At 36.2% G+C, this 26,804-nt stretch carries 24 protein-coding genes; 16 read left to right on the forward strand and 8 right to left on the reverse strand.

All coding sequences use genetic code 11. The features are described 5' to 3' along the window. Positions 1–94: 94 nt before the first annotated feature. The 3 genes from Q0505_RS14475 to Q0505_RS14485 all read left to right on the forward strand — a co-directional run bounded on the left by Q0505_RS14475 (position 95) and on the right by Q0505_RS14485 (position 1,925). Positions 95–691 carry an outer membrane beta-barrel protein gene (locus Q0505_RS14475; protein ID WP_299214191.1) on the forward strand — a complete coding sequence of 199 codons (597 nt, stop codon included), beginning with the start codon at positions 95–97 and terminating at the stop codon, positions 689–691. 20 nt (positions 692–711) lie between these two features. Next, a complete protein-coding gene (locus Q0505_RS14480; RefSeq protein WP_299214194.1) occupies positions 712–1,251 on the forward strand; it encodes a hypothetical protein in 540 nt (179 codons plus the stop codon). A 77-nt stretch (positions 1,252–1,328) separates the two neighbouring features. Then, positions 1,329–1,925: a hypothetical protein gene (locus Q0505_RS14485; RefSeq protein WP_299214197.1), complete on the forward strand. Its 597-nt coding sequence runs from the start codon at positions 1,329–1,331 to the stop codon at positions 1,923–1,925. Positions 1,926–1,958: 33 nt separating this feature from the next. Here the strand turns inward: Q0505_RS14485 and lipB are convergent, their stop codons facing one another. The 3 genes from lipB to Q0505_RS14500 form a co-directional block, all read right to left on the reverse strand. Further along, positions 1,959–2,672 (reverse strand): lipoyl(octanoyl) transferase LipB, encoded by a 714-nt coding sequence (gene lipB, locus Q0505_RS14490; RefSeq protein ID WP_299214200.1) that lies wholly within the window; start codon positions 2,670–2,672, stop codon positions 1,959–1,961. A 78-nt stretch (positions 2,673–2,750) separates the two neighbouring features. Next, positions 2,751–3,611 (reverse strand): hypothetical protein, encoded by an 861-nt coding sequence (locus tag Q0505_RS14495; RefSeq protein ID WP_299214203.1) that lies wholly within the window; start codon positions 3,609–3,611, stop codon positions 2,751–2,753. Position 3,612: 1 nt separating this feature from the next. After that, positions 3,613–3,774, reverse strand: coding sequence for a YqaE/Pmp3 family membrane protein (locus Q0505_RS14500; protein WP_089369478.1), 162 nt, complete (start codon positions 3,772–3,774; stop codon positions 3,613–3,615). A 255-nt stretch (positions 3,775–4,029) separates the two neighbouring features. Between Q0505_RS14500 and Q0505_RS21445 the strand changes: the two genes are divergently transcribed. The 5 genes from Q0505_RS21445 (at position 4,030) to Q0505_RS14520 (ending at position 9,270) form a co-directional block, all read left to right on the forward strand. Continuing rightward, positions 4,030–4,203 (forward strand): tetratricopeptide repeat protein, encoded by a 174-nt coding sequence (locus Q0505_RS21445; protein WP_366519427.1) that lies wholly within the window; start codon positions 4,030–4,032, stop codon positions 4,201–4,203. A 75-nt stretch (positions 4,204–4,278) separates the two neighbouring features. After that, positions 4,279–5,970, forward strand: coding sequence for a lysine--tRNA ligase (gene lysS, locus Q0505_RS14505; protein WP_299214209.1), 1,692 nt, complete (start codon positions 4,279–4,281; stop codon positions 5,968–5,970). Between the two features lie 36 nt (positions 5,971–6,006). Further along, positions 6,007–6,936: a fibronectin type III domain-containing protein gene (locus Q0505_RS14510; protein WP_299214212.1), complete on the forward strand. Its 930-nt coding sequence runs from the start codon at positions 6,007–6,009 to the stop codon at positions 6,934–6,936. 183 nt (positions 6,937–7,119) lie between these two features. After that, positions 7,120–8,730, forward strand: coding sequence for a hypothetical protein (locus Q0505_RS14515; protein ID WP_299214215.1), 1,611 nt, complete (start codon positions 7,120–7,122; stop codon positions 8,728–8,730). Between the two features lie 153 nt (positions 8,731–8,883). Continuing rightward, entirely contained in the window at positions 8,884–9,270 is a 387-nt protein-coding gene (locus Q0505_RS14520; RefSeq protein WP_299214218.1) for a thiol-disulfide oxidoreductase DCC family protein, read from the forward strand. 356 nt (positions 9,271–9,626) lie between these two features. On the opposite strand, the gene yiaA is transcribed toward Q0505_RS14520, so the two are convergent. After that, entirely contained in the window at positions 9,627–10,082 is a 456-nt protein-coding gene (gene yiaA / locus Q0505_RS14525) for an inner membrane protein YiaA (RefSeq protein WP_299214254.1), read from the reverse strand. A 363-nt stretch (positions 10,083–10,445) separates the two neighbouring features. Here yiaA and Q0505_RS14530 point away from each other — a divergent pair, with 363 nt between their 5' ends. From Q0505_RS14530 to Q0505_RS14545, 4 genes are all read left to right on the forward strand, one after another. Next, the gene (locus tag Q0505_RS14530) at positions 10,446–11,927 is read left to right on the forward strand and encodes a hypothetical protein (protein ID WP_299214221.1); all 1,482 of its coding nucleotides are present in this window, start codon (positions 10,446–10,448) and stop codon (positions 11,925–11,927) included. A gap of 184 nt (positions 11,928–12,111) precedes the next feature. Further along, positions 12,112–14,604, forward strand: a complete 2,493-nt coding sequence (locus Q0505_RS14535) for a zinc-dependent metalloprotease (protein ID WP_299214224.1) — start codon at positions 12,112–12,114, stop codon at positions 14,602–14,604. Between the two features lie 223 nt (positions 14,605–14,827). Further along, positions 14,828–16,432, forward strand: a complete 1,605-nt coding sequence (locus tag Q0505_RS14540) for a glycosyl hydrolase family 28-related protein (protein WP_299214227.1) — start codon at positions 14,828–14,830, stop codon at positions 16,430–16,432. Positions 16,433–16,616: 184 nt separating this feature from the next. Further along, positions 16,617–17,033, forward strand: a complete 417-nt coding sequence (locus Q0505_RS14545) for a hypothetical protein (RefSeq protein WP_299214229.1) — start codon at positions 16,617–16,619, stop codon at positions 17,031–17,033. Between the two features lie 30 nt (positions 17,034–17,063). Here Q0505_RS14545 and hemL read toward each other — a convergent pair whose 3' ends face one another. Genes hemL through Q0505_RS14565 form a run of 4 tightly spaced genes read right to left on the reverse strand, consistent with a single transcriptional unit; the run spans position 17,064 to position 20,416 of the window. Beyond that, positions 17,064–18,377, reverse strand: coding sequence for a glutamate-1-semialdehyde 2,1-aminomutase (gene hemL / locus Q0505_RS14550; protein WP_299214232.1), 1,314 nt, complete (start codon positions 18,375–18,377; stop codon positions 17,064–17,066). Between the two features lie 3 nt (positions 18,378–18,380). Then, positions 18,381–19,193, reverse strand: a complete 813-nt coding sequence (locus Q0505_RS14555; protein ID WP_299214235.1) for a glucosaminidase domain-containing protein — start codon at positions 19,191–19,193, stop codon at positions 18,381–18,383. Positions 19,194–19,196: 3 nt separating this feature from the next. Then, positions 19,197–20,108, reverse strand: coding sequence for a pyridoxal-phosphate dependent enzyme (locus Q0505_RS14560; protein WP_299214237.1), 912 nt, complete (start codon positions 20,106–20,108; stop codon positions 19,197–19,199). Positions 20,109–20,161: 53 nt separating this feature from the next. After that, on the reverse strand, positions 20,162–20,416 hold the full coding sequence (locus Q0505_RS14565) for a hypothetical protein (RefSeq protein WP_366519426.1): 255 nt from the start codon (positions 20,414–20,416) through the stop codon (positions 20,162–20,164). 204 nt (positions 20,417–20,620) lie between these two features. Here Q0505_RS14565 and Q0505_RS14570 point away from each other — a divergent pair, with 204 nt between their 5' ends. From Q0505_RS14570 to Q0505_RS14585, 4 genes are all read left to right on the forward strand, one after another. After that, the gene (locus Q0505_RS14570; protein ID WP_299214243.1) at positions 20,621–20,791 is read left to right on the forward strand and encodes a DUF5522 domain-containing protein; all 171 of its coding nucleotides are present in this window, start codon (positions 20,621–20,623) and stop codon (positions 20,789–20,791) included. A gap of 222 nt (positions 20,792–21,013) precedes the next feature. Further along, a complete protein-coding gene (locus Q0505_RS14575) occupies positions 21,014–22,996 on the forward strand; it encodes a urocanate hydratase (protein WP_299214246.1) in 1,983 nt (660 codons plus the stop codon). A gap of 18 nt (positions 22,997–23,014) precedes the next feature. Further along, positions 23,015–23,593, forward strand: coding sequence for a DUF4136 domain-containing protein (locus Q0505_RS14580; RefSeq protein WP_299214249.1), 579 nt, complete (start codon positions 23,015–23,017; stop codon positions 23,591–23,593). 242 nt (positions 23,594–23,835) lie between these two features. Next, positions 23,836–26,804 (forward strand): hypothetical protein (locus Q0505_RS14585; protein WP_299214252.1); only part of this gene is annotated, 2,969 nt, incomplete at its 3' end.

The following is a 26,804-nucleotide window of genomic DNA, read 5'->3' on the forward strand; positions in this document are numbered from 1 at the left end:
CATAAGACTTCTCTCACTAGCCTAGTATTGGGTTTATAAAGTAAACGCTTTCGCGAAAGCGTAAAAAATACACTAAACTAAAACTATTTTAACCATGAAAACAATAAAAATCACAGTACTTTTTTTTGTGCTAAGCATCTCTCTACAAGCGCAAGAAGTATTTAATCAAACAGCACAAGGAAACTGGCTCGCAAACGGAACTGTACGAATCTTTAACACAACAACAAAAGCTAAACTAGACGGTACTACAAATAAGGTAGCATCTACTTTTGAAATTCAAGCAGGTCCAAAAGCAGGTTATTTTGTGATAGACAACCTTGCTGTAGGTTTAGAAACTTTTATCTCATCTACCTCTACAAAATTTGAAAGCCTTGACGACCGCGTAACTACTTCGGCAGTATTTGTAGCTCCTTTTGCTAGGTATTATATCTATGAAGGCATTTTTGGAGAAGCTACGATAGGGATAGGATCTACCAAGACTACTAATGATATCTTCGGAGAGCAAAAGAGCAATGTATTTGGATGGCGATTGGGTGCTGGTTATAATATTCCTTTGGGGCAACACATCTCTTTAGAACCCACACTTAATTATTCTTGGGAAAACCAAAAGCCTAAAGACGCTGGAGATTTTACCCCATCTGACGTTATTACTTCAGTATTTGTTGGGTTGGGAATTACTGCCTTTTTATAATCTAAAACAATTCTACACTTATGAAAAATATAGCAAACATAGGATTCCTACTCGTAGCAATCTTTATCGTATCATGCGATACAGACGTTCCTGAAACAGATACCATTGATCCAACCTTCTCCATAAAAATTACAGGAGATGGATTTGATAGAACCTTTACGCAAGAGGATAATTTTGATAATTTACAACTCAACCTTCGTGTAGGAGTCTCGTATGACTTTATACTGGCTGGCGTTGATGCTGGTGGAGTGAGACATATTCAGTTTCAATATTCACCTATTTCAACACCTATTAGCACACCTATTCCCTCTGCTTGGACAGAAAGCAATAATGGGTTTACGTCCGTCATTAGATTTAGCGGAGACCGGAATGATGCGATTACGGCACAAATTCTTACAGGATCTTTTACACCTACCCTCATAAGTGAAGATATACTGTTTGAGACTTTTTATATCCGGGTAGAAGATTTTGGAGGAGAGAGCGGTCCCCCTTTTAATATCACAGAAGCCGTCTTAGATATTTCTATTGCAAATCATCCAACAGAAGTTATTACTTTTTAAAAAAATATGTAGTGCGCGTTAACCTTTTAAAGATTGCGATCATAAAAGAGCAAACAAAACATTTTTAAATCGATATTATGAAAACTTTGAAACAATTATTTTATTACTCATTTGTTATGCTTGCCATTTTATGTACTTCCTGTGATGCAGAAGACGGAATGGACGGAATAGACGGAATAGACGGCATAAACGGGGAACAAGGAATCCCAGGGCAAGATGGAGAAGATGGAAACGCAAATGTGATAGGAGTTACCGTAGATCCATTTCCGAGTTGGACAGAAGGTATTTACTTAGGCCAACAAGCAAATTTTGTAGAAATAGATGAACCTTTGCTAACAGAAGAAATGGCAGATGATGCCCTAGTATTGGCATATTTTCAACTTCCTAATAATGATGTATGGTTCCCTATGACGTATGCGTTTGTTTTTGACGATGGCGATAATGAAATCATTACATATACATACGGACAAGATACTATCACTGTATATGCTTATGACTCTGCTGGACCAATAAACGCAGCAATCTTAAGAATAAGGTACTTTATTATTCCTACAAATGAAGCTGGGGGTAGAGCACATCTTTCATCAAAAGAAGATATTTTACAGGATTTACGTGACAATAAGGTCAACATTAACAATTATGAAGAAGTAACTAATTACTACAACTTACAATAAGAATTACTTTTTGTGCATTAAAAAAACCGAAGCTTAGGCTTCGGTTTTTTGGTGTATTTCTGCTTCAAACAAAGTAGTAAAATGCTTGAGTAATTTTTCTTTTACTTCGGCTTCATCTACCGTCGCTTTTCCTAATTCGACATTGAGAGACGTCACTGCTTTATCTTTAATCCCACAGGGAATCATCAAATCAAAATAGCCTAAGTCTGCGTTGACATTAAAGGCAAAACCATGCATCGTGACCCAACGACTGGCACGTACTCCCAACGCACATATTTTTCGTGCAAACGGAGTTCCAACATCAAACCAGACGCCAGTTTCTCCTGAAGAGCGCTCAGCTTTCAAACCATATTCTGCAAGTGTTAGAATGACCATTTCTTCCAGAAATCTTAGGTACTTATGGATATCTGTAAAAAAGTTGTCAAGATCTAAAATAGGATACCCTACTATTTGGCCAGGTCCATGGTAGGTGATATCGCCTCCTCTATTAATTTTATAAAACGTAGCGTTTTTGGCTGCGAGTTCTTTTTCGCTGACAAGCAAATTATCAAAATCACCACTCTTCCCCAATGTAAATACATGAGGATGTTCTACTAGAAGGAAATAATTAGGTGTTTCAAGCCCTGCATCTTCACGTCTATTCTTAATTTTTATATCTAGAATTTCTTTAAAAAGCACCTCTTGATAATCCCAAGTTTCTTTATAATCTCGGTTGCCTAAGTCTTGAAGTTGGATTGTCTTATTCACGGTACAAAGATACGGAGAAACAAAAATCCTTCTAAACATTGTTTAGAAGGATTTTTTGTTAAAAGTGTTTTGTAGGATTTAGTCTTCAAGAACCACTTCAAAATTCTCTAGCACTTTCTTATTATCTTCAAGAAGCTCTTTCCAAGAAATTTCAAAAGTGACTGTTTTTCCGTCTTCTGAAATGACGGCACCTTCTGGTGATACCGATACTACCTTACGAGGAAATACGTATTCTAATTTCATAGTAGAATTTTCAAACTCTTGACCAAACTGTTCCATCATCCCTTTGAGCATAACAGTTTCCTGACTATCACCTTCATCTGTTTCCAAATTAGTTTTCAATACTTCAAGATCCATACGAGTCTCTTCTTTTAGGATCCCATCATCTTTTATATATTTACTTAAACTCTTAGGGTCTGTTCTTCTGAAGGTATTATTCTCAAACGTATACACCACTTTATCCATAGACACTAATTCATCTGCAGATCCTAATTTTGGTCCTTGCCGCGCCTCATTTTTTGCTTGATCAAACACTTGATCTATCTCATAAGACACGCGTTCAATTTCGGAAAATGTAGCAAAATCTTTAAACATATTCATTTTAAACTCTCCAGTGTCTCCATCCATTTTCATTTTCATGGTAAAGTCTTTAAGCATTTCTAATTTTGCTTGTTCCTCTTTTGGTAATGTAGCGATACTATCTTTGTGTTCTTTAATAAGATTTGCGAATACGACTACAGTATCTATTTTTGTTTTTTCTTTATCGGAGTTGGAAGCTCCTGCTCCCATTGAATTTGCCATAGCCATCATAGCAGAAAGATCAAAGGAACTCTCATAACGACCGCCCATATCATTATTAAAAACAATGCGTTCCTGAACACTACAGCTCACTAGAAAAAATATCACCAAGCTGAATAGCACTACTATTTTTTTTGTCATTTTAATTATTTTTTGGATTATTGAGTATGACCAAGGCGGCAATAACACCAGGGACCCATCCACATAGCCAAAGTAAGAAAACGATTAATACAGATCCACATCCTCTTCCTATAACGGAAAGTGGCGGGAAAAATATGGCTAAAAGTACACGCCAGAAACTCATAAGATTTGATTTTTATACTACTTCTCAGTAGAATATGATTGATTGATGAATACTATACGTCTGCAAAAGAAAGATATTGTTACATCTTTCACTATTCAAAACCTATGTTTTTTATAGTAGCGTTTTAAACCATTATGATAGATAAGCTTTTTATTTTAATCATACTCGAATGTAGCTTCTTATAAGGCTAGCCCCTCTACATACCCTTGTTTATTCAAAGTTTACAAGATAAGCCTCAATTTTAAACTTCATTAAATATCCTATTTTCACCCCAAAGAAGCGAGTACCTGTTTAAATCTTGGTAATAAGCTAGCAAAACTTGACAGATCCGATGAGGCTTTAGAAAGCTATCAAAAAGCACTAGCACTAGACCCTGACAATAAAAAAATTCAAGATGCCATAAATACCATGAAAGAGAATATTAAATAGAACAAATTCCTCCTCATAATAACATTGAATTTTAATGAAGTAACGAGTATCTTTGCACGCTTAAAACAATAGTGTATGGCACTCTCAGAACAAGAACAAGTACGTCGTGATAAATTATCACGCTTGCGCGAAATGGGTATCGACCCCTATCCCGCTCCTTTATATCCAGTGAATAATACATCTACCAAGATAAAACAGGACTATAAAGAAGGGATGAAGGTAATCATTGCAGGGCGTTTGATGTCTAGACGTATTCAAGGGTCTGCTTCTTTTGCTGAGCTTCAAGATGCAGAAGGACGTGTTCAAGTGTATTTTAATCGTGATGAGATTTGTACGGGAGACGATAAGTCAAAGTATAACGAAGTCTACAAAAAACTATTGGACATTGGAGATTTTGTAGGAATCGAAGGTGAATTGTTTACCACCAAAGTAGGAGAAATCACCGTGATGGTGAAGAATTTCATTTTACTAAGCAAATCCTTACGTCCCTTACCGCAGCCTAGAGTAGACGAAGACGGAAAGATACACGATGAGTTTAATGACCCAGAATTACGCTATCGTCAGCGATATGTAGATCTTGTCGTCAATCCAAAAGTAAAAGACACTTTTGTAAAACGCACGCAAATCACCACCGCGATACGCGATTTTTATAATGAGATGGGATTCCTAGAAGTAGAAACTCCAATCCTTCAACCTATTCCAGGCGGTGCTTCTGCACGCCCATTTATGACCCATCACAATGCGCTAGACATTCCTTTATATCTGCGTGTTGCCAATGAGTTATACCTAAAACGATTAATCGTGGGAGGTTTTGATGGCGTATATGAGTTTGCAAAAGATTTCCGTAATGAAGGGATGGATCGTACACACAATCCAGAATTTACGGTGATGGAGATGTATGCTGCTTACAAAGATTACCATTGGATGATGGACACCACAGAGAAGTTACTTGAGAAAGTAGCGATAAAACTTCATGGTACGGCTGATGTGCCTTTCGGCGAAAATATCATTAGCTATAAAGCTCCTTACAAGCGTATCGGAATTCTGGATGCTATTAAGGAACATACAGGCTATGATTTATATCAAAAATCGGAAGAAGAAGTCCGTGATGCTGCCAAAGCTCTAGGGCTTGAAGTAGATAGTACCATGGGTATCGGAAAACTCATTGATGAGATTTTTGGAGAGAAGTGTGAGCATTTATACATCCAGCCTACTTTTATCATGGATCATCCCGTAGAGATGAGTCCGCTGACGAAGAAACACCGAAGTAAAGAAGGATTGACTGAACGTTTTGAACTCATGGTGAATGGGAAAGAACTTGCCAATGCCTATACAGAGTTGAATGATCCTATCGATCAACGTGAGCGTTTTGAAGATCAATTGAAGCTTTCTGAAAAAGGAGATGATGAAGCGATGTTCATCGATCAAGACTTCTTACGCGCCTTAGAATACGGAATGCCTCCTACCTCTGGAATCGGTATCGGGATTGACCGTCTTGCGATGTTTATGACCAACAATCAGTCGATACAAGAAGTGTTATTCTTCCCTCAAATGAAACCAGAGAAGAAAGCCTTAGAACTTAACGACAATGAAAAAGCGATCTTTGAAGTTCTCAAAAAAGAAAAAAGCATCGAACTTAATGCACTTAAAACGGCTTCTGGATTAAGCAACAAAGGATGGGACAAAGGGATTAAAGGCCTTACCAAACTAGGCGTTGCTAAGGTCACTAAGGATGATGCTGGGCTTACCGTAACGTTAGACAATTAAAATTCAATAAAACCCAAATCTATAAACACAAATATTATGCTTAAAAAACAATTTCTTTTCACACTTATAGTAGCATCCTTATTGTACTCTTGTTCTTCTGATTCTGATGAAGACACTGAGTTAGCAAGTTGTCTTTCTATAGAACTTGACAGTCCTAATATTAGTGCAACACAAATATCACTTAACTATAGTAGTTCATCTACTGCTAATTCTTTTGAAATAGAATATGGTATTACTGGCTTCACTTTGGGTACGGGCACTAGATATATAACTTCCAATGATTTTACAATAGAGAATCTAACCCCAAATACTACCTATGATATTTATGTCACTAGTATTTGTAATGCTCAAGATCGTAGTGTCCCCGCTGGACTATTTGCTGTTACAACAAGTCAGTCGCAATGTGTTTTCAACAAAACTCTTAGTGCACAGCAGTTTAATTTAGATGAAATATTAGTTGTTCTAAGCTATACTGATGATATTTTTATTGAAGATTTTGAATATGAATATGGAGTAGAAGGCTTTACCCTTGGAACAGGGGTCGTGATTAATGATTCTTCATCAATCATAGACATTACAGACTTTGATCCTTCCACTACCTATGACATCTACGCTAGAGCTAGATGTTCTGGAGCAGATTATAGTTCTTATGCAATTACAACATTTACAACTTCAGAGAGTTGTCCAAAACCAACTGGATTACAAGCTATATTTAATGGAGGATCTTGTGGTAACAGGCAATATACTCTTGATTGGGATTATATGATAGCAAGTTCTAATGCCTCATTTTTTGATGTATCTATTCCTAGTGATGAATCTACACCACCAGTAAGTCAATTTACAACGTCTAATACCCAAATAACGCTTTCTCCTTTTTCTTGTGGTGACACTAGATATTTTTACGTCAGGGCAAATTGTTTAGATGGTAATGTTTCAGAATGGGCTGGACCGATTCCGTTTAATTAACCAATGTAAATTCATAAAAATTAACGTATTACACACAAAAAGACCTGCTTTTCTCAAGTAGGTTTTTTATATTCTTTACACGCTTTCGCGAAAGCGTAAAATACCCGTAAAAACACCTATTTTTGAAAAACAGATTCTAATTATTTTTGAAAATTATTAATTAACCAAAACCATTATATCCCCATGAAAAAAATCTACACATTTTTATCTGTAGGACTTGTATTACTCTTGTGTACCGCGTGTCCTGGTCCTGACAACCATTCGGGAGACAAACCTGACGTAACCATCCAAACCTACAAAGTGAGTATTGACTCTGTGTCTACTGCAAATGCACCAGCATTACAGTCGTTTGCGCATGCCACTTCGGGAGCAGACTGGCTGTTATTTGCGGGACGTACTAATCAAGATTCTTTAATAGGCGGACTACACAATTTAAGTGCTAATTATGCAGATAAATCTTTTATTCCGCGATCTTATAATCAAAATATTTATGCTTATAATTTGGCAGAAGACAAGGTGTCAAGCATTAATTACACATCATTTTTAGATGATTTAAAAGTAAATTTATGTAAAGATCCCTCGTCTGAGATGTGTCAATCGTTATCCAATGGAGATTATGATTTTACATCTATTTTTGTTAACTCAAATCCGCTTGTCACACAAGATGACAATGGATATTTATATGTGATAGGTGGTTATGGCCCTAAGAGTTTTGAGTATTTTGAAGAAACTCCTAACTGGAAAAATGATACCACGGCAACAGATAAAAAGAAGCAAGAATACATCACCTATAATCAGGTAGCAAGATTAAACATAGCCTCTATGATCAAACTTGCAAAAAAGCAAACACTAAGTGATGCAGAATGGTCAGACGTTTTTCGTTATGACACAGCAACTGCTCTTGTAAGTACTGGTGGAGAAGTCTTTAAAATGGGAGCTACTTTTTATGTAGCGGGAGGGCACAATTTTACGAGCAATAGCCAAAAATATCTAGATGCGGTATATCCGTTTTCAGTATCTCCTTCTGAAACAACCATATCTTTAGGGGTGAGTGTATCAACTCCTATTTCTGATGTATCTGATCCTACAGATTCTGTGGCTGACAATAATTCTATTTTTAGACGTAGAGATGGGCCTGTAGTGCCTTCTATGTATTATAATGAGACTTATAAAAAAATGGAGCAAAGTCTTACATTTTACGGAGGTGTGTTTAAACCGGGAGAAGATTTACAAGCATGGAATGATGCGCTTTATGTACATCCAGATTGGGCAACAGGAAATAAATTGTATACCAATGATACTGCTTACAATCAAAATAACTACAATGTATATGCCTGTGGTAACTTTGTAGGGTTTGATAGTGATACTAATTTATTACATACGTTCTTATTAGGAGGTATTGGAGACGGAAAACCCTCTAGTGCATTATCTGGTTTTTCAAATACAGGATTACATATTACCATGGATGTACAAAAGCAGCCTATGCAAAGTGCCATTGTAGATACGCTTAAAAATGTATTTGGAAATACTTCTAATTTTTATGGTGCTGAATCTATTTTAATTAAAAATGAAAGTAGTATTTTTTCTAAGGTACCTTATGAAGTGAATGGCAAAAAGATTATGGAAAATACAGAAATCATTGATTTAAAAACAACTATAGGTACAAAAAGTGAGATTGTTATAGGTCATATATATGGTGGTATAGAATCCTACGAGTCTAATCCTGGAACGTATGGAAAAGGCAAATCTGCGGCTTCTAATAGGGTATGGCAAGTAACACTTACTAAAGAATAAAAGAAGAAAAGAATAGCGTATATCTCTTGATAAAAAAGCCTTTTATGTCCTGTACATGAAAGGCTTTTTTATGTGTTTTATTTTTTTAGTAATGAATTTATCATAAGCTCGACACAATACCTGTACTTCACATTATTTTATTATAAGACAGTTATGGAAACAGATTATCAGAAAGACATCATCATATTTGACGGAGAATGTAATTTATGCAATGGTGTTATAGGTTGGCTTATAAAATTTGCTCCTACTGCAATGTTTGATTTTATCCCCTTTCAATCTCCTAAAGGACAGCAACTTTTACAGGATTACAATAAACCCACAGATAGATTAGATACTGTAATTCTTATCAATCAAACAGGCATACATACCCATTCTGATGGATTTTTAAAAATCGTAGCTGAAATCCCAAAGTGGAAACGCGTTGCTGCATTACTTGCTTTTATTCCTAGAATGCTTAGAGATTATGTTTATAAAACAGCTTCCCGCCATCGAGTCAAATGGTTTGGGGTTTCTAAAAGTTGTACGATAGATTTCAGATAATATACTATAAAGAAACGGATGGCGAGAACCATCCGTTTTTTTTTAAAACACCACTCTTTTGAGATAAGTAATGTATGATTCCTAATAAATTAGGATGAGAGTGACGCTTGCCAAATACATCTTGACTGTCTTACAATGAGTATCTATAGTTAACCTACTTTTTAACTTTTTACTACAAAAACCACCTATAGACACGTATTCATAAACAGCAATTTATATTCAGCATTTGTTCACTTACTAACAGCAAGTTACCATCACTTTTCTATCTACACGTAAAACCCGATAGCATTTTACTTACTACCGGGTTTCTCGCACCACACAACAAAGCACAACACTCTACTATTGTGCTTTGTTGTCTACTTCTCTTTTTGTTCTATAAACTTAACATCTCTTGTATTCTTTTGTACTGCAATAGCCGCAAAGAGACTCAAGAAAAATGAGATCCCATAAAAGCCTTTTTCACTCAGATCTAATTCTGCATTCCATAAACCTATAACGAGTAATAATATAGAGGTCAAAGTAACAAACCAACTAACTCCATAGTAAATATCGGTTACGGGAATTCCTTCTAGTTTATCTCTTACCGTTTTTTGAACGGAAATCACTGAAAATAAACCAAATAACAAGATGGTGAAGTAATAACCTTTTTCGTTAAGATCCATCGTAGCATTCCATAATCCCACGCAAAAAGAGACCATCCCGATGAGTAAAGATGCCCAAGATGCCGATATAAAAGCGGCTGTCGGTTTATTGTTAAAATCCTCTTTTACTTTTTCCTTTTTTTCTGTTTGAATTTTTACTTGATTTTCCATTGTTGTGTGTTTTAATGTTAATGTCATTTAGTATTGTATTTCCAAAAGAATAACGATGTGGTACGTATGCATAATTCTTAGTATCACAAGTATTATAATTTTTAAAAAGTTGGAGTCCGCGATGGCAACAATAAAGGGTAACTTTTAACGTACCCGATCTGTATTTCCGTTTTCCACTTTAAAAAATAATCTGCTCCACTACTTAAAATCCATGATCCATTGGTTAAATGACAGGGCAAATATGCAATGGCCTATTCAGTTTAAAAATCAAATTTTTATCAAAAACTTATGATATATTTATAATTTTTAAACTAATTACTCATATTTTAAAGTACATTTGGATGATATTACTTACGATATTATATGACACTTTTTGATATAATAAACTCACTCTCCACAGAAGATTATGAAAAATTCAAATCCTATCTGCGTCATAAAAACAAACGCTCTGACACAAAAAACATAGCGCTCCTTAAACTATTAAGGCAATCGCACCTTCCTACAAACATTGATAATACACTCTATGGAAAAGCTTCTAAAAACGCATATCATGCCTTGTGTAAAAGACTCCATGACAACGTAATTGATTTTATAGCCAGCAATAGTCTAGCATCTGAAACTACCGAAGAGTTTGATGTTTTAAAACGTATTCTTACTGCTCGTATTCTATACGAACAAGAAGTATATAGCGCTGCCCAAAAGACGCTTCAAAAAGCAGTAACTATAGCAAAAACCCATGACTTGTATAGCATGCTAGGCGAAATATATCATACCCAAATACAATACGCACACATACACCCTGAAATAAATCTTCCTGAATTGATCCAAGAATTTCACACCAACCAAAAGCGCCACCAACATCAAGAGAATCTCAACTTAGCTTACGCATATATTAAGGATCGGATTTCAAAAACAAACAATACCGTTACAGAAGATGTCAACCAACTTCTTACGGATGCTTTTCAAAAATTCAATATCAATATTGATGAATCGCTCACCTTTAAATCGCTGTACCAATTACTTGAAATCATCAATACCGTAGCGCGATTAGAAAACAATTATTATGATGCTTTGCCCTTTTTTGAACGTGTGTATACAGAGATTACCGTTAAAAAAACGATGACCAATAAGCATCTATATTACCATATTCACTTGCTTTATTTCATGGCAAACGCTTATTTCAGGAATCGGCAGTTTGAGCAAGCGACTGCATATCTTGATGTGATGAAAGAACGTATGCAAGAAGAGCGGGGTTCTTATGAATTCCGCTTTCGCGAAAGCGAACTCTTACTACGCACCCTCCTTCTCAATTACACCGGAAAGGCTACCGAAGCTATTGGATTATTGGAAACTCATATTGAAAAAATAACAAGAAAAAATAAAACACAAAATCCCGATCTCATCCTTGTGTTATGTATTTGTCTCACGCAACAAGAACAACATAAACAAGCATTGAGTGTGCTTAATAAATTAAAACACAGTGTCAACTGGTATGTGACCAAAATGGGAGAAGACTGGATGATCAAACATGATCTGCTTCAATTGATCACCCATATCGAACTAGAAAACAGTGATCTTGTCGAATCCCTTTTGAAGCGTTTTAAGCGCACCTATAAACACGTTATTCGTCACGAAAACAGGTTGCAAGATTTTCTTAAAACGGTAGAAATTATTTATAAATACCCAGAAGAAGTAAAAGGAGTTCGCTTTCGCGAAAGCGTAAAAAACCTCTTTACTACAGAGAATAAAGCCAAAGAAGATATTTTTATGTTGAGTTATTTTGCTTGGATTCTTTCAAAAACAATGCATAAACCCTTGTACGAAACCACACTGGAATTGTTATAGGTAGAAACATACACTATTATTAATTTTTCATTTGAACAGCACAAATACACTAGTAAAATCAAGGAATCTCAGTTTTTTTGCTACTCTCATAACAAAACACCAATATATTACAAGGCTTTAACAATATATTCACAAAATCCCCTTCTAACAATACTTATCTTTTGTGCATCCTAAAAAACTCATTATGCGTATAAAATTACACTATTTGATACTCGCCTTTCTGGCAATATCTATTACAGGTTGTGGAGCCTTGCAATCCAAAAAATCGAAGGCCACGACTGCTTCAAAACCAAAGCCCAAACCTAAAAAAGGAGAAATAGAACCTTACAGCAAGGTGATTACCAAAGAAGCAAAAACCGATGAAGGGCTTTTTACCATTCATAAAATAGACGACTCTTATTTTTATGAGATTCCTGATTCGCTTTTTGGAAGAGAAATGCTGATGGTCACTCGTATTGCTAAAACAGCTACTGGATTGGGATTTGGAGGTGGTAAGCAAAACACCTCTGTACTACGCTGGGAAGTAAAAGACAAGAAAGTATTATTGCGTGTTGTATCACATCAAATCTATGCTGCAGATTCATTACCTATTTCTGAAGCTGTAAAGAACAGTAACTTTGAACCTATTTTATACGCTTTTGACATTAAAGCATATCACAAAGACACTGTAAACAATACTAGAAATACAGTTATAGATGCATCAGAACTTTTTACTAAAGACGTCAAACCTTTAGGGCTACCAGATTCTAGAAGAAAAGGTTATAAAGTAACCCGTCTTGACGAAAAGCGTTCGTACATAGACACCATACGTAGTTATCCTAGAAACATTGAGACAAGACACGTAAAAACGTATGCTGCATCAGAGCCACCTAGTAATAGTGCTACTGGATCACTTTCTTTGATGATGAGTAACTCTATGATTTTACTTCCTGAAACACCTATGAAGCGTCGATATTTTGACCAACGTGTAGGATGGTTTGCTCGTGGTCAAACTGATTATGGACAAGAAGCTCAAAAGAGTAAGACTATCAGATATCTAGACAGATGGAGATTAGAAGTAAAAGATGAAGACCTTGAAAAATTCAATCGCGGTGAACTCGTAGAGCCCAAAAAACAGATTATATATTATGTAGATAGAGCCACTCCAAAAAAATGGATTCCTTATATCAAACAAGGTATTGAAGATTGGCAAGTTGCTTTTGAAGCGGCTGGATTCAAAAATGCTATTATTGCAAAAGATCCACCTACGCCAGAAGAAGATCCTGATTGGAGTCCAGAAGACGTGCGCTATAGTGTGGTGCGCTATCTCGCTTCCCCTATTCCTAATGCAAATGGTCCTCACGTAAGCGACCCCAGAAGTGGAGAAATTTTAGAAAGTGATATTAACTGGTATCATAATGTCATGTCATTATTACGCAACTGGTTTTTTATACAAACCGCTGCCATCAATCCTGATGCACAATCTTTAGAGTTTAAAGATGAAGTGATGGGTCGTTTGATTCGTTTTGTGTCTTCACACGAAGTTGGACATACCCTAGGTCTACCACACAATATGGGAAGTAGTGTTGCGTATCCAGTAGACAAATTGCGTGATCCTGAGTTTACAAAAAAATATGGTACAGCACCTTCTATTATGGATTATGCTCGTTTTAACTATGTAGCACAACCAGGAGACGGAGATGTAGCACTTATGCCTAACATTGGAATCTATGACAAGTATGCTATCAAGTGGGGGTACAAGCCTATTTTAGACACCTCTGCAGAAGAGGAAAAGAAAACGCTAGACAATTGGATTCTAGAACATGCTGGAGATCCTATGTATCGTTTTGGAAGACAACAACGTGGCGTGATTGATCCGAGTTCACAAACAGAAGACCTAGGAGATGATGCTGTAAAAGCAAGTACCTATGGTATTGCAAACTTAAAGCGTATTGTTCCTAATCTTACAAAGTGGACTGCTGAAGACGGAAAAAACTACGATGACTTAGAGACTATGTACAATCAAGTACTATCACAATACAATAGATACATGGGACATGTCACTGCGAATATTGGAGGTGTATATGAAATATACAAAACCTACGATCAAGAAGGTGCTGTGTATACACACGTAGCTGCTGATAGACAAAAAGAAGCTTTAGCCTTTTTACAAAAGGAGTTGTTTGAAACACCGCAATGGCTTATAGATGAGAGCATCTTTGACAAAGTAGAATCTGCTGGAAGTGTAGAGCGCATTCGTCGTTTTCAAACACGTACGTTAGACAACCTACTTGATTTTGGTAGAGTAGCACGTATGTTGGAAAACGAAACGCTAAATGATGAAGAAGCATACACCACCATGGAGATGATGGCAGACTTACGTAATGGGCTATTTAGTGAACTTAGAAATAGTAGAAGAATTGATATCTACCGTCGTAATTTACAGAGAGCGTACGTAGAGCGTTTAGAAACGTTAATGACTAAGGAACAAACAAGTTTATCTGGTCCTTCTGCACGTTTTTCTTCTCGCACCAATATAGACGTGAGTCAAAGTGATATTCGTGCCATTGTACGTCAAGAACTTAAAGACTTAAAACGTACGTTACAAAGTAACACAGGGCGTATGAGAGATAAGATCAGCAGGATACATCTTGTTGATTTGGTAGAACGTATTGATCTCATATTAGATCCTAAATAAAACATATAACTAGTTCAAAAAGAGGTTATCAAATTAATTTGATAACCTCTTTTTGAACTTACTTTACATAAAATATATTCAATTATTACATTCTAAATAGCATTCGAATCTATTTAAGAACATATCTCATAAGATTGATATACTTTAGTTTTATATATATTCGTCATTTAGGATAAAAGCGTTTAAAACTTAAACCTCCTTGATTAGTATTAAAACGAACAAAATGAAAATTTTTACATTTATATGTTTTCTATTCATTTATAATAGCTGTTATTCTTCTAATGAATATAATTCTGAATTTCTAACATCACAAACCAAAAATAATATTAATATCGAAAAATCAGGGATATACGTTAAAGATTTTGGAGCTATTGGTGATGGAGTTACTGATGACACTGCTGCTATTCAAGCCGCAATAGTAGCATTAAATAAAGAGAGAACTTCTCCAATAGGAAATGACGGATGGGGGCAAAATACCCTTTATTTTGACAAAGGGGAGTATCTGGTATATAAGCCTTTACTACTTAATAGCAGTTCTTACATAGGAGCAAAATTTATTGGTGCTGGAGAATACGCAACTCAAATTACATTTAGAAACGACACAGATATATGTTTTGAATTTAATGCTCATATAAATGTGCTTTTTCAAGATATGACTATCTATCATGATCCAGTTAATGAGAAAAGGAGTACTTGGTCAAATTCTTGTTTTAAATTAAAAGGTAAAGGAGGAGGTAGACGATTTTCATTAGAGAGAGTTACTACTATAAATTTTGATCGAGTAATAACCCATGATAACACTTTTAACGGAAACAACGATACTAGTTTAACGATAGGAAGCACGTTTAAAAATTTCAACACCTTTTTATATTCGCGTAATACACAAGCAGTAGTTAATGAATACATACAGTGCTCTTGGTATGGAGGGGGAGATGTTTTTGATATAGCAGGTTATGGGCATACTTCGTTACGAGGAGGTAGTATTGTGGTAGGCGGCACTTGGTTTAAGTTTGCAAATATTCCTAAAAAGTACGGCCCATCAAGTAATTATTCATTGTATAATGTAAAAGGAGAATATAGCGCCAATTATAAAGGCATAGTCGCTACAAAAATTGTGGAAGCTGTTGGAGAATATATAAATGTAAATATGTCATTTTATAATTGTGGCTTAAGTTCAACTCTACAACCTCTCCCGTCTGCTAAAACTATTGTACTTGGTTCTAACAGTCAACTTATTTTTAATCAATGCTCTCTTGTAAATTCAAGCATAGAAACCATAGCTCAAGCAACCTTACTTACTGATAATAAATCTTTTATTAAATTTTTAAATTGCCCAGACCCCGTTCTACCTGAAAGAGTAAAAAGAACAACTATTTCTAATGGTTTTGGTCATCCAGTAATAAGTTATAATGATTGTAGTGGGGTAAGTAATATCAGTTTATTAAATTTAACATCGTCGCATGTGAATACAACTCATGTGAATACACTTACCAAACAAACCACTTCTGATGGAAGGTTAACTGTAAATAATAGACCACACACTTTTACACTTCCATTATATGATCAACACACCGTAATTGAAGAAGCTTACATCGTAATTAACCCATACACAACTGCTTTAGAAAGTGACATTGAAGTAAGGGTATATGCCGACTTGAAAAAAGAAAAACTATTAGACAATTTTACGTTTAAAAGTAATAAAGATGGTAATGTTTATTATATCAATACTATAAAAGGAAAAATAGTACAAGAAGCTATCGTATTCGAAATCATCAACCCTTCTGGAAGACAAATAGGTAGTATAACGGTACGAACGAAGAATATTTGAATTAAATTTTTTAAATAATTTTTTCTTATCCAGACCTATAATGATAACAAAATCTTATTATTATTTTCTTTTTAGATTTTTAAACTTCAAAAGCGTGCTTCTTAAGACTACGTTAATTTAAGGAAAACCGTTAAACCTTATCGAAAATTCAAGGTCATAGTAGCGTAACAAAAAATTAAAGAAGATGAAATATATTTTAACAACGATGTTTTTGTGTTTAACGATGACAATAACTGCGCAAAGAGGAGAAGATCACCAGAAAAGAGCACAGTTAAGCCCTGAGCAACACGCTACGCTAACAACGAAAAAAATGACACTTGCTTTAGACCTAAACACACTGCAAGTAGATAAAGTGTATAAGGTACAATTAGCTCAAGCACAAAAGAGAGAAGCATTTCTTTCAGAGCGCAAAAAAGACGATCGCCAAGCGTTAACAAAAGAACAACGCTTTGAACTTGAAACGAAAAAACTAGACCATAAGATTGCTCTTCAAAAGGAAATGAAATCTATTCTCACTGCTGATCAATTTAAAAAATGGCATGAGATGAAGCACAAGAAGAATCAAAAAAGAAAAGGGAAACACCACACCCAAAGAAGATAGATTAGATGTTGTTTGGAAAAGGCAGATATTTTATAAAATATCTGCCTTTCTTGTATAGTTTAAAGTGCTTGCGACTTTAGCCACGACAGCAATCGTTTTGTCTAAATCTTCATACGTCAAGGCGTCTGTTATAAACCAAGTCTCATACGCACTAGGGGCAATATAAACACCTTCTTCTAATAGACCGTGAAAAAACTTTTTAAAGGTATCATTATCTCCCGCGGCAGCTGTTTTAAAATCAATCACTTCATCTTCTGCAAAATGCACAGAAATCATAGACCCAATACGATTGATCGTATGTGTTACTTTATGAGCATCAAGAGCCGCGGTCATTCCTTTATGGAGATATGCTGTCTTTTCTTCTAAGCGCGTAAAAAGATGCTCATCGTTATGAATAGCTGTAAGCATAGCAAAACCTGCTGCCATCGCTAACGGATTCCCACTTAAAGTCCCTGCTTGATATACAGGTCCTAAAGGGGCTAAATAATTCATAATCTCATCACGAGAAGCAAACGCTCCTACTGGCAGTCCGCCTCCTATTACTTTTCCAAAAGTGACAATATCTGCTCGTACATTTTTAAGTTCTTGTACACCGCCTTTAGCCAATCTAAAACCAGTCATTACCTCATCAAAAATAAGCAATGTCTGGTGTTGATCACATAGACTTCGCAAGCCTTCTAAGAAACCATTTTTAGGAACTATACATCCCATATTCCCAGCAACTGGTTCTATAATAATGGCTGCAACCTCCTGTGGATTCGCTTTTAAAAGTGCTTCTACTTGATCTAGATTATTGTAATCTGCGAGCAATGTATCTTTAGCGGTTCCCTTAGTAACACCAGGGCTATTAGGCGTTCCAAAAGTAACAGCTCCACTCCCCGCTTGGATTAAAAAAGAATCAGAATGTCCGTGATAGCATCCTGCAAATTTTATGATTTTCTCTCTATTAGTATACCCTCTTGCCAAACGTATGGCACTCATACAGGCTTCTGTACCACTATTTACAAAACGTATTTTATCAACACCGGGTACCATCCCTATAGCTAGTTTTGCAATCTCTGTTTCAATTTCTGTTGGCATTCCGAACGATGTTCCTTTTTTGGCTTTAGCAACCACAGCATCTACTACAGGCTGATAGGCATGTCCTAATATCATAGGTCCCCAAGAATTGATATAATCTATCAATGTCCTACCATCCTCATCATACAAATAAGCACCTTTTGCCTCTTTTACAAAAATAGGATCACCTCCTACAGATTTAAAAGCTCGTACTGGGCTATTAACACCTCCTGGAATCACACGTTGTGCTTCTACAAACAAAGCACTACTTCTTTTATATATCATGAATTAATATCGGCTATCAAATGGTTCTACATACAGTACTTGTCCTACAAAAATATCATTGTTTTCAAGTCCATTAATTTTTTTAAGATCCTCTACACTGATCTTATATTTTTTAGAAATACGGTATAAGGTTTCTCCTTTCTCTACTGTATGCTGATTCTTTTTGTCTTTTACTTTTTTATAATCTTCTTCTGCTTTACCTAGTACTTCTCCATCATAACGATATAATTCATAGCGCTCTATTAATGAAACAAGTTTCGCTGGATATTTTTTATCTGTCGCGTATCCTGCAGCTCTCAATCCTTTAGCCCATCCTTTATAATCATCTTTAGGAAGTTTAAAAAGTGCTGCATATCGACCTCGGTTTGTCAGAAATAAAGAATGATCTCTGTATGAAAACTTCGCTAAACTATACTTTCTAAAACACTCGCCTTTTTCATCATCATCATGATACACTTTGGCACCTTTCCAATCATGACATTTTATTCCAAAATGATTATTTGCTTTTCTTACTAATTCTCCATTTCCAGCTCCAGACTCTAAAATTCCTTGTGCCAAAGTGATACTTGCTGGTATTCCGTACTGACGCATCTCTTCTTGAGCGATGGCGGCATACGTTTCTATATATCCTTCTACACCCGTTTTAGGAATAGGATTTACTACATTCTCTTCTTCTGGAGTTTCCTTTTTAGGAGGTGTGATCACTCGCTCTTCTCGCTCCTTTTTTGGAGTGACTTTACGTGTTGTTCTTTTTGAAGAACCGCAACTCCCGAGTATACATCCCATTAAAAACAAAAACACAATACGTCTTATCATCTTCTAAATAGCTATAGTTTGAAGCCCCTTTTTCTCTAGTTTTTTGTTGATTCCTGCAACTCCCTGAAGACCTCCTGTATGAATTGCTAAAATACGAGAATTTTGCGGGAAATACCCTTTTGAAATAAGGTCAAAAATCCCATACATCATTTTACCTGTATATATAGGATCTAATAAAATATGGTATGTTTTATTAAATTCATTTATAAAATTCACAAGCTCTTGGGTGACTTTGGCATATCCTCCAAAATGATACGCTTGTTGTAATTCCCAATGTGAGGTATTCGTCATTTTTTGTAGTTCGCTTTTTAAAAAATCACCTTTCAACGCAGGAAATCCAATGACCTTTTGAGAAGGGCTAGAAGCATTACAAATACCTGCAATAGTACCTCCAGTACCCATGGCGCAACATATATAATCAAACGAAAGATCTTGCAGAGTTAGTATTTCTTCACATCCTTTTATAGCAAGATCATTGGTGCCTCCTTCTGGCAAAATATATGCCTCAGGATATTCTTTTTTGAGAGATGCTAAAAAAGAAGCTTCTTCCTTTTGTTTGTATGATTCTCTTGATATAAATATAAGTTTCATCCCACAAGAAACTGCTTGCGCAAGCGTCGTATTTTCTTCAAGCGTTTTATCTAAATCCATAGCGAGTTCTTCTCCTCTAATAATTCCTATGGTATTGAAATCATATTTCATTCCGGCGACTGCTGTTGCCGCAATATGATTGGAATAAGCACCTCCAAAAGTAAGTAGGGTTGTATAGTTATTTGCTTTCGCGAAAGCGATATTATATTTAAGCTTTCTGTATTTATTTCCTGAAATATAGGGATGAATCAGATCCTCTCTTTTTAACGACAATGACACGTCATAAGGAATTTGCAAGTCTTGATTCTGGGGTACTTCTATCACACTGTCAAAATTAGGAAAACGAAACCATAAAAAGACAACCTCTCATCCGATTCCTATAGATACTTTACAAAAGACCAAAAAGATCTTTTTTCTAAATAATCAAGGTTATTTTCATTTTGGTAAGCTTCTCGCTCAAAAGATATGTTACTATAGGCTTTATATGAATCTCTATACTGAACCAAACGCACTCCATATTCTATGGTATACCAGATAAAAAAAGGAAGTATCAACAGCTCTACTTGTTGACGTAAATGAATACATTCATGATTTATAAAGACAACATCGTTTTTTAATGTTGCACGTTTCATAATAATAAAAGGCCATAGCGTAAGCCCTACAAAACGTTTCCTCAACAAATATTTATTTACTATCAAAAACATATTTCAAAAGTACTTTATATTCTTAGTAATCAAAACAATGTACACACGTATTTATCCACGCATCTATTAACAACCCTATAATAGTAATCCTAGCAGAGTCTTAGTATATTTGTAGTCATCATAAAAAAAGCAATGTCATTCATAAAAAAACATATTCCTATTGAAGAAGGAGATTACTATCTCACTCCCGAAGGATATAGATGTTTTACAGAGCAATATCATCGTAAACGCGGCTATTGTTGTGAAAGCGGTTGCAGGCACTGCCCGTATGGGTTTGACAAAAAAACAAACACCCAGTCTTAAGATGGATACTACGGTATTATCATATCGCAAATGTATATTTACATCCTACTATAGGGCAAACATGCGTTATCCCTGATTTTTGAAGTATACTTCAACAAGTATCTTTATCAATCACCCACTTGTGAATAAACTAGTTAGGTAAGATTTAGATACTAAATTTACAATTTCAACATAAAAGGTCGGGTCATAAAACCCTCTTAAGGAATTTAAAAAAATCAACACATGACATTTCAAGAATATATACTTCAAGGAATTCCAAGCGAACTTCCACTTAAAAAAACATACAATCCTTCTGTAAATCATGCGCCTAAACGTAAAGAAATTCTCTCAGCACCAGAAAAAGAGTTAGCGCTTCGTAATGCATTACGCTATTTTGAGCCAAAACATCATGCAGCATTGCTGCCTGAGTTCGCAGAAGAATTAGACACTTATGGACGTATTTATATGTATCGTTTTAGACCAGATTATGATATGTATGCTCGCCCCATAGAAGCATATCCTGCACAATCTAAACAAGCTGCTGCGATCATGCTTATGATTCAGAATAATCTGGATCCTGCGGTAGCACAACATCCGCACGAATTGATCACTTATGGTGGGAATGGAGGCGTCTTTTCTAACTGGGCACAATACCTGCTTACCATGCAGTATTTAGCCCAAATGAATGACAACCAAACCTTAGCAGTGTATTCTGGACATCCTATGGGGTTATTTCCTTCTCATAAAGATGCTCCACGTGTGGTCGTGACTAACGGAATGATGATTCCTAATTATTCACAACCAGATGATTGGGAAAAATTTAATGCCCTTGGTGTTACCCAATATGGGCAGATGACCGCAGGAAGCTATATGTATATTGGTCCGCAAGGGATTGTGCACGGGACAACGATTACCGTTCTGAATGCATTTAGAAAAATAAAAAAACCGCTAGAAGGTGGTTTATTTGTGACCTCAGGTTTAGGAGGCATGAGTGGCGCACAACCCAAAGCAGGGAATATCTCTGGATGCATTACGGTCTGTGCCGAGGTAAATCCAAAAGCAGTACATACGAGACACTCACAAGGTTGGGTAGATGAAGTGATCACAGATACAACAGCACTTGTCAACCGTGTTACCAAAGCAAAAGCTGCAAAAGAAGTCGTATCTATCGCGTATCAAGGAAACATTGTGGATGTATGGGAAGCCTTTGACAAATATCAAATTCATATTGATATTGGGAGTGATCAAACTTCACTTCACAATCCGTGGGCTGGGGGGTATTATCCATTAGGGATGAGTTTTGAAGAGGCAAACGTTTGTATGTCTGAAGACCCAGTACGCTTTCGCGAAAGCGTAAAAAGCACCCTTGTCCGTCATGCAGCAGCCATCAATGCACATACCGTAAAAGGCACTTACTTTTTTGATTATGGAAATGCCTTTTTGTTAGAAAGTTCGAGAGCTGGCGCTGATATCTTAGCCGAAAATGGGATCGATTTTAAATACCCTAGCTACGTACAGGATATTATGGGACCTATGTGTTTTGATTATGGCTTTGGTCCTTTTAGATGGGTATGCGCTTCTGGAAAACCTGAAGATTTAGCAAAAACTGATGAGATTGCGTGTAAAGTCTTGGAAGAGCTTGCTGAAGATGCTCCACCAGAAATCCAACAACAAATGCAGGATAACATTCAGTGGATTAAAGGGGCTCAAGAAAATAAACTTGTGGTTGGCTCCCAAGCTAGAATCTTGTATGCAGATGCAGAAGGACGTATGAAAATTGCACAAGCCTTTAATGATGCGATCGCTCATGGCGAAATAGGATACATCATCTTAGGTCGCGACCACCATGATGTATCGGGAACAGATTCTCCATATCGAGAAACAAGTAATATTTATGATGGAAGCCGTTTTACGGCAGATATGGCGATACAAAACGTGATAGGAGATAGTTTTAGAGGAGCTACTTGGGTAAGCATTCATAACGGCGGAGGCGTAGGATGGGGAGAGGTAATAAACGGCGGTTTTGGTATGGTTCTTGATGGTAGTAATGATGCCGAAAGACGCTTGCAATCCATGCTTTTCTGGGATGTAAATAATGGTATTGCACGTCGAAGTTGGGCTCGTAATGAAGGTGCTGTTTTTGCTATAAAAAGAGCGATGGAATCACAACCTGACTTGAAAGTAACTTTGCCAAATATTGTAGAAGACAGTTTATTTAGACAATAACACTTAAAAAAAGAATCTATGAAAGCATTACGATTACTACCATTACTAGCTATTATGCTACTGATCTCTTCTTGTAGCACTGTCCGAGTGACATCTGATTATGATCAATCTGTTAACTTTAACGAATATAAAACGTATGCGTTTTATAAGCCTGGTATAGACAAAGCAGAAATTTCTGACCTTGATAAAAGACGTGTTCTTAAAGCCATCGAAAAAGAAATGGAAACCAAAGGATTTGTAAAATCCGAAAACCCTGAAGTACTTATCAGTATTTTTGCAAAAGCAAATAAACGTGTTGATGTATATCAAAACAACTTTGGCTTTGGAGGCTGGGGCTGGGGAGGTTTTGGACCTTGGGGCGGTGGCGCCTTTTATGGCAATAACATCTCTGAACGTACAGAAGGAATCCTCTACATTGATTTACTAGATGTAGATAAAAAACAACTTGTTTGGCAAGGGAAAGGAACTGCTACTTTAATAGAAAACGATATAAACAAACGAGAAGCGCGTATACAAGAAATTGTAAAAGAAATCATGCAAGTGTATCCTCCTGCTATCGCAAGTTCAAATAGCGAACTCACACGTGAGAAAATATAGTCTTCTTCTGAAAAGAAAAGACATGTAAATGACACAATCTAAGAATTGCGTCCCGAAAAACACCGAACATTCATTCGGTGTTTTTTTGTTTCTAAAATACTCCATAGCGACTACTTAATGGGATTGAGAATGGGTGCGCTTTCGCGAAAGCGTATACCACCTATTTCTAATAGGTCAAATAATAGTATTTGAAGTGATGACTTTATACATTCTTATCGATGTTATGATATAACATCACGTATATGCGGAATTTTACAAAGTGCATCCTTATTTGTATTGCCTCTCTTTTTGTATCCCAAGGCTGGGGATCACTAGACACTCCTATTTCTTTAAAAGAAGAATTAAATACACCTACCTATTCTGCGGTTTCAGATACTATAGCAACTACAACAAATCATGAAGAAGAGGAAGAAATAGCATATTGTCATCCAGATTATCCTGCTATGGTTGCTTTGTACAATAACCTGAATGGAGCCAACTGGAATCAGCCTTGGAATATATCAGAATGCAATCCTTGTAATACAGCGTCTTACCCTAACGTACAATGTTCTGCAGGGCGAGTTTGGTCTATTAATATTGTGAATGATCTCAATGTAACGGGTACACTACCTTCAGAAATATCGCAATTAACACAGCTGGTTTTTTTATCCTTGAACCGCACCAATGTTACTGGGACTTTACCTACATCTATGGGGTCCATGACCAATCTTAATACACTTAATATTACAAGAGCTTTTGCTGGAGGCTTGAGCGGACCTATTCCTGCTTCTTTTGCTAATCTGACAAACCTTACTTGGCTTTCATTCTCTGGACACGATCTTACAGGCGCTATACCTTCCTTTATTGGAAATTTCTCTAATTTACAAACACTTAATCTAGGTAGCAACGAATTTACTGGGTCTATTCCTCCCTCCATAGGAAACTTATCCAGTCTTGAATTTTTAGATTTTCGGGATAATGATTTGTCAGGAGCCATTCCAACTACTTTTGGGAATCTGAATAGCATACAGTATTTGTATATATTCAGTAATAATTTATCAGGAGCTATCCCTACAGAGATAGGGAATAATACAACGATGTTAGAATTTTGGGCTAATAACAATCAGCTCACAGGGACACTCCCAGCTTCTTTATCTAATCTTACCAATTTACAACAGCTTAATTTAAATGATAATCAAATATCAGGAGGGTTACCTCCAACATTAGGAAATAATGCACTTCCTAATTTGATTCTATTATGGCTATCTAATAATCAACTTTCTGGAGGCATCCCTACGTCTTATGGATTTTTTAATTCTCTCCAAGGCATGGACATAGCTGAAAACAACTTGATTGGACCTATTCCTACTAGTTTCTCTTCCTTAAGTTCAATATTAAATATTACTTTACAAGACAACCAACTTTCGGGTACAATTCCTCTTAATGCTATAACCCAACCTAGCTTAACTAGAGTCAATATTTCTTCTAATAATTTTACAGGAACCTTGCCTCCTAGTTTAAGCGCAAAAACCAATTTACTTTCTGTACAATTTAATAATAATAACTTTAGTGGCTCAGTACCTAATCTTACTTCAAATGCTGGATTATCATTCTTTTATATTGACACTAATGCTTTCCAATTTGGTGATTTTGAAAACGAATTTCCTTTATATGACGCCAATATTGCACTCTTTAGAGACAATCCACAGGCCTTACTAGACACTGCATATACACAAAACTCAAATGCAGGAGATAGTGTGAACATGACTGTAAATTGTAGTGGAAGTCAGAACACCTATCAATGGTATGTAGCTCCAGATGCTGTTAGTGCAGGAACTCCCATTACAGGAGCAACAAATGCCACACTTACTTTAACCAATGTACAAGCAATAGATAATGGGTTTTACTACGCACTTGTCAATAGTAACATTGTTACTGATCTAACATTAGAACGTAATCGTATTGAGCTTATCGTGACAGGAGGCATCTCTTGTACAACATTAACTTCTCCAACGGATATGCAAACTGGTGTTCCAATTAGCACTGATCTTACTTGGGATGCTGTCCCTAATGTTACTGGATATAGACTTCATGTTGGAAGTAGTGCAGGTAATTATAATATTATAAATAATCTTGATGTTGGGAATGTCACTACCTATATTTTCCCAACAGATCTCAATGAGGCTACTACCTATTTTGTTCAAATCACTCCATATAGTCCTAGTGGAGATTTAACGGGATGTACCGAAGAGCGTTTTACAACAGCTAGTGTATGTACTAATTTGACAAATCCTATAGATGGAACTATTGGTGTTCCTGTAGATACTGATTTAACCTGGAATCCTGTCTCTGGGGCTATAAATTATCGACTACAAGTAGGTTCGTTTTCTGGAAATTATAACATTTTAGATGTCATAGCTCCTAACACTACTTATAATTTTGCCAATGATTTAAATGGTTTAACGAATCATTATGTCTTAATTACACCTCTTGATAGCTCAGGAACTCCGCTAAGTGTTAATTGTAATGAAGAGTTTTTCAGGACAGATATTGAATGTCCTACGTTACTGACACCCATCAACGGATCAATAGATGTTCCAGTAGACACAAATTTAAGTTGGAGCTCTGTACCCGGAGCAGCAGAGTATAATCTATTGGTTGGTTTATTTCCAGGAGATTTTAGTGTTACCAATATTCTAACGCCTGGTACTGGTTTTAATTTTCCAAGTGATTTAGATCCTTTTACTACCTATTACGTATCAATTATTCCATATAGCTTCTCAGGAATACCATTAAGTCTCAATTGTTCCGAGGAAAGTTTTACTACAGGTGGCGCTTGCACTAACTTGATTAGTCCCGTAAACGGTGCTGTGGATGTCTCTGTTGATATAGCCGGTTTAGAATGGAATCCTGTTAGCGGAGCAACCACCTATCAGGTACTTGTTGGGGATGCTTCGGGGAATTATAATCTAATCAATGACACAAGCCCAACATCTGTATATCCATTTCCTCTGGGAATACTCAATGCTGCTACCACCTATTATGTGCAAATCATACCTTATAACAGTAGCGGTGTCCCATTAGGAATCAATTGTGTGGAAGAAAGTTTTACAACCATTAGTTCCTGTACCAGTTTACTAAATCCTTTCAATGGCGCTGTGGATGTCTCTGTTGATATAGCCGGTTTAGAATGGAATCCTGTTAGCGGAGCAACCACCTATCAGGTACTTGT

The organism is uncultured Dokdonia sp. (genome assembly GCF_937910895.1).
In the GTDB taxonomy this organism is placed as follows: Bacteria; Bacteroidota; Bacteroidia; order Flavobacteriales; family Flavobacteriaceae; genus Dokdonia.

Coding starts and splice junctions, on each gene's coding strand:
- Q0505_RS14475 (WP_299214191.1), top strand. CDS start 95: ATGAAAACAATAAAAATCACAGTACTTTTTTTTGTGCTAAGCATCTCT.
- Q0505_RS14480 (WP_299214194.1), top strand. CDS start 712: ATGAAAAATATAGCAAACATAGGATTCCTACTCGTAGCAATCTTTATC.
- Q0505_RS14485 (WP_299214197.1), top strand. CDS start 1,329: ATGAAAACTTTGAAACAATTATTTTATTACTCATTTGTTATGCTTGCC.
- Q0505_RS14495 (WP_299214203.1), bottom strand. CDS start 3,611: ATGACAAAAAAAATAGTAGTGCTATTCAGCTTGGTGATATTTTTTCTA.
- Q0505_RS14500 (WP_089369478.1), bottom strand. CDS start 3,774: ATGAGTTTCTGGCGTGTACTTTTAGCCATATTTTTCCCGCCACTTTCC.
- lysS (WP_299214209.1), top strand. CDS start 4,279: ATGGCACTCTCAGAACAAGAACAAGTACGTCGTGATAAATTATCACGC.
- Q0505_RS14510 (WP_299214212.1), top strand. CDS start 6,007: ATGCTTAAAAAACAATTTCTTTTCACACTTATAGTAGCATCCTTATTG.
- Q0505_RS14515 (WP_299214215.1), top strand. CDS start 7,120: ATGAAAAAAATCTACACATTTTTATCTGTAGGACTTGTATTACTCTTG.
- Q0505_RS14520 (WP_299214218.1), top strand. CDS start 8,884: ATGGAAACAGATTATCAGAAAGACATCATCATATTTGACGGAGAATGT.
- yiaA (WP_299214254.1), bottom strand. CDS start 10,082: ATGGAAAATCAAGTAAAAATTCAAACAGAAAAAAAGGAAAAAGTAAAA.
- Q0505_RS14530 (WP_299214221.1), top strand. CDS start 10,446: ATGACACTTTTTGATATAATAAACTCACTCTCCACAGAAGATTATGAA.
- Q0505_RS14535 (WP_299214224.1), top strand. CDS start 12,112: ATGCGTATAAAATTACACTATTTGATACTCGCCTTTCTGGCAATATCT.
- Q0505_RS14540 (WP_299214227.1), top strand. CDS start 14,828: ATGAAAATTTTTACATTTATATGTTTTCTATTCATTTATAATAGCTGT.
- Q0505_RS14545 (WP_299214229.1), top strand. CDS start 16,617: ATGAAATATATTTTAACAACGATGTTTTTGTGTTTAACGATGACAATA.
- hemL (WP_299214232.1), bottom strand. CDS start 18,377: ATGATATATAAAAGAAGTAGTGCTTTGTTTGTAGAAGCACAACGTGTG.
- Q0505_RS14555 (WP_299214235.1), bottom strand. CDS start 19,193: ATGATAAGACGTATTGTGTTTTTGTTTTTAATGGGATGTATACTCGGG.
- Q0505_RS14565 (WP_366519426.1), bottom strand. CDS start 20,416: ATGAAACGTGCAACATTAAAAAACGATGTTGTCTTTATAAATCATGAA.
- Q0505_RS14570 (WP_299214243.1), top strand. CDS start 20,621: ATGTCATTCATAAAAAAACATATTCCTATTGAAGAAGGAGATTACTAT.
- Q0505_RS14575 (WP_299214246.1), top strand. CDS start 21,014: ATGACATTTCAAGAATATATACTTCAAGGAATTCCAAGCGAACTTCCA.
- Q0505_RS14580 (WP_299214249.1), top strand. CDS start 23,015: ATGAAAGCATTACGATTACTACCATTACTAGCTATTATGCTACTGATC.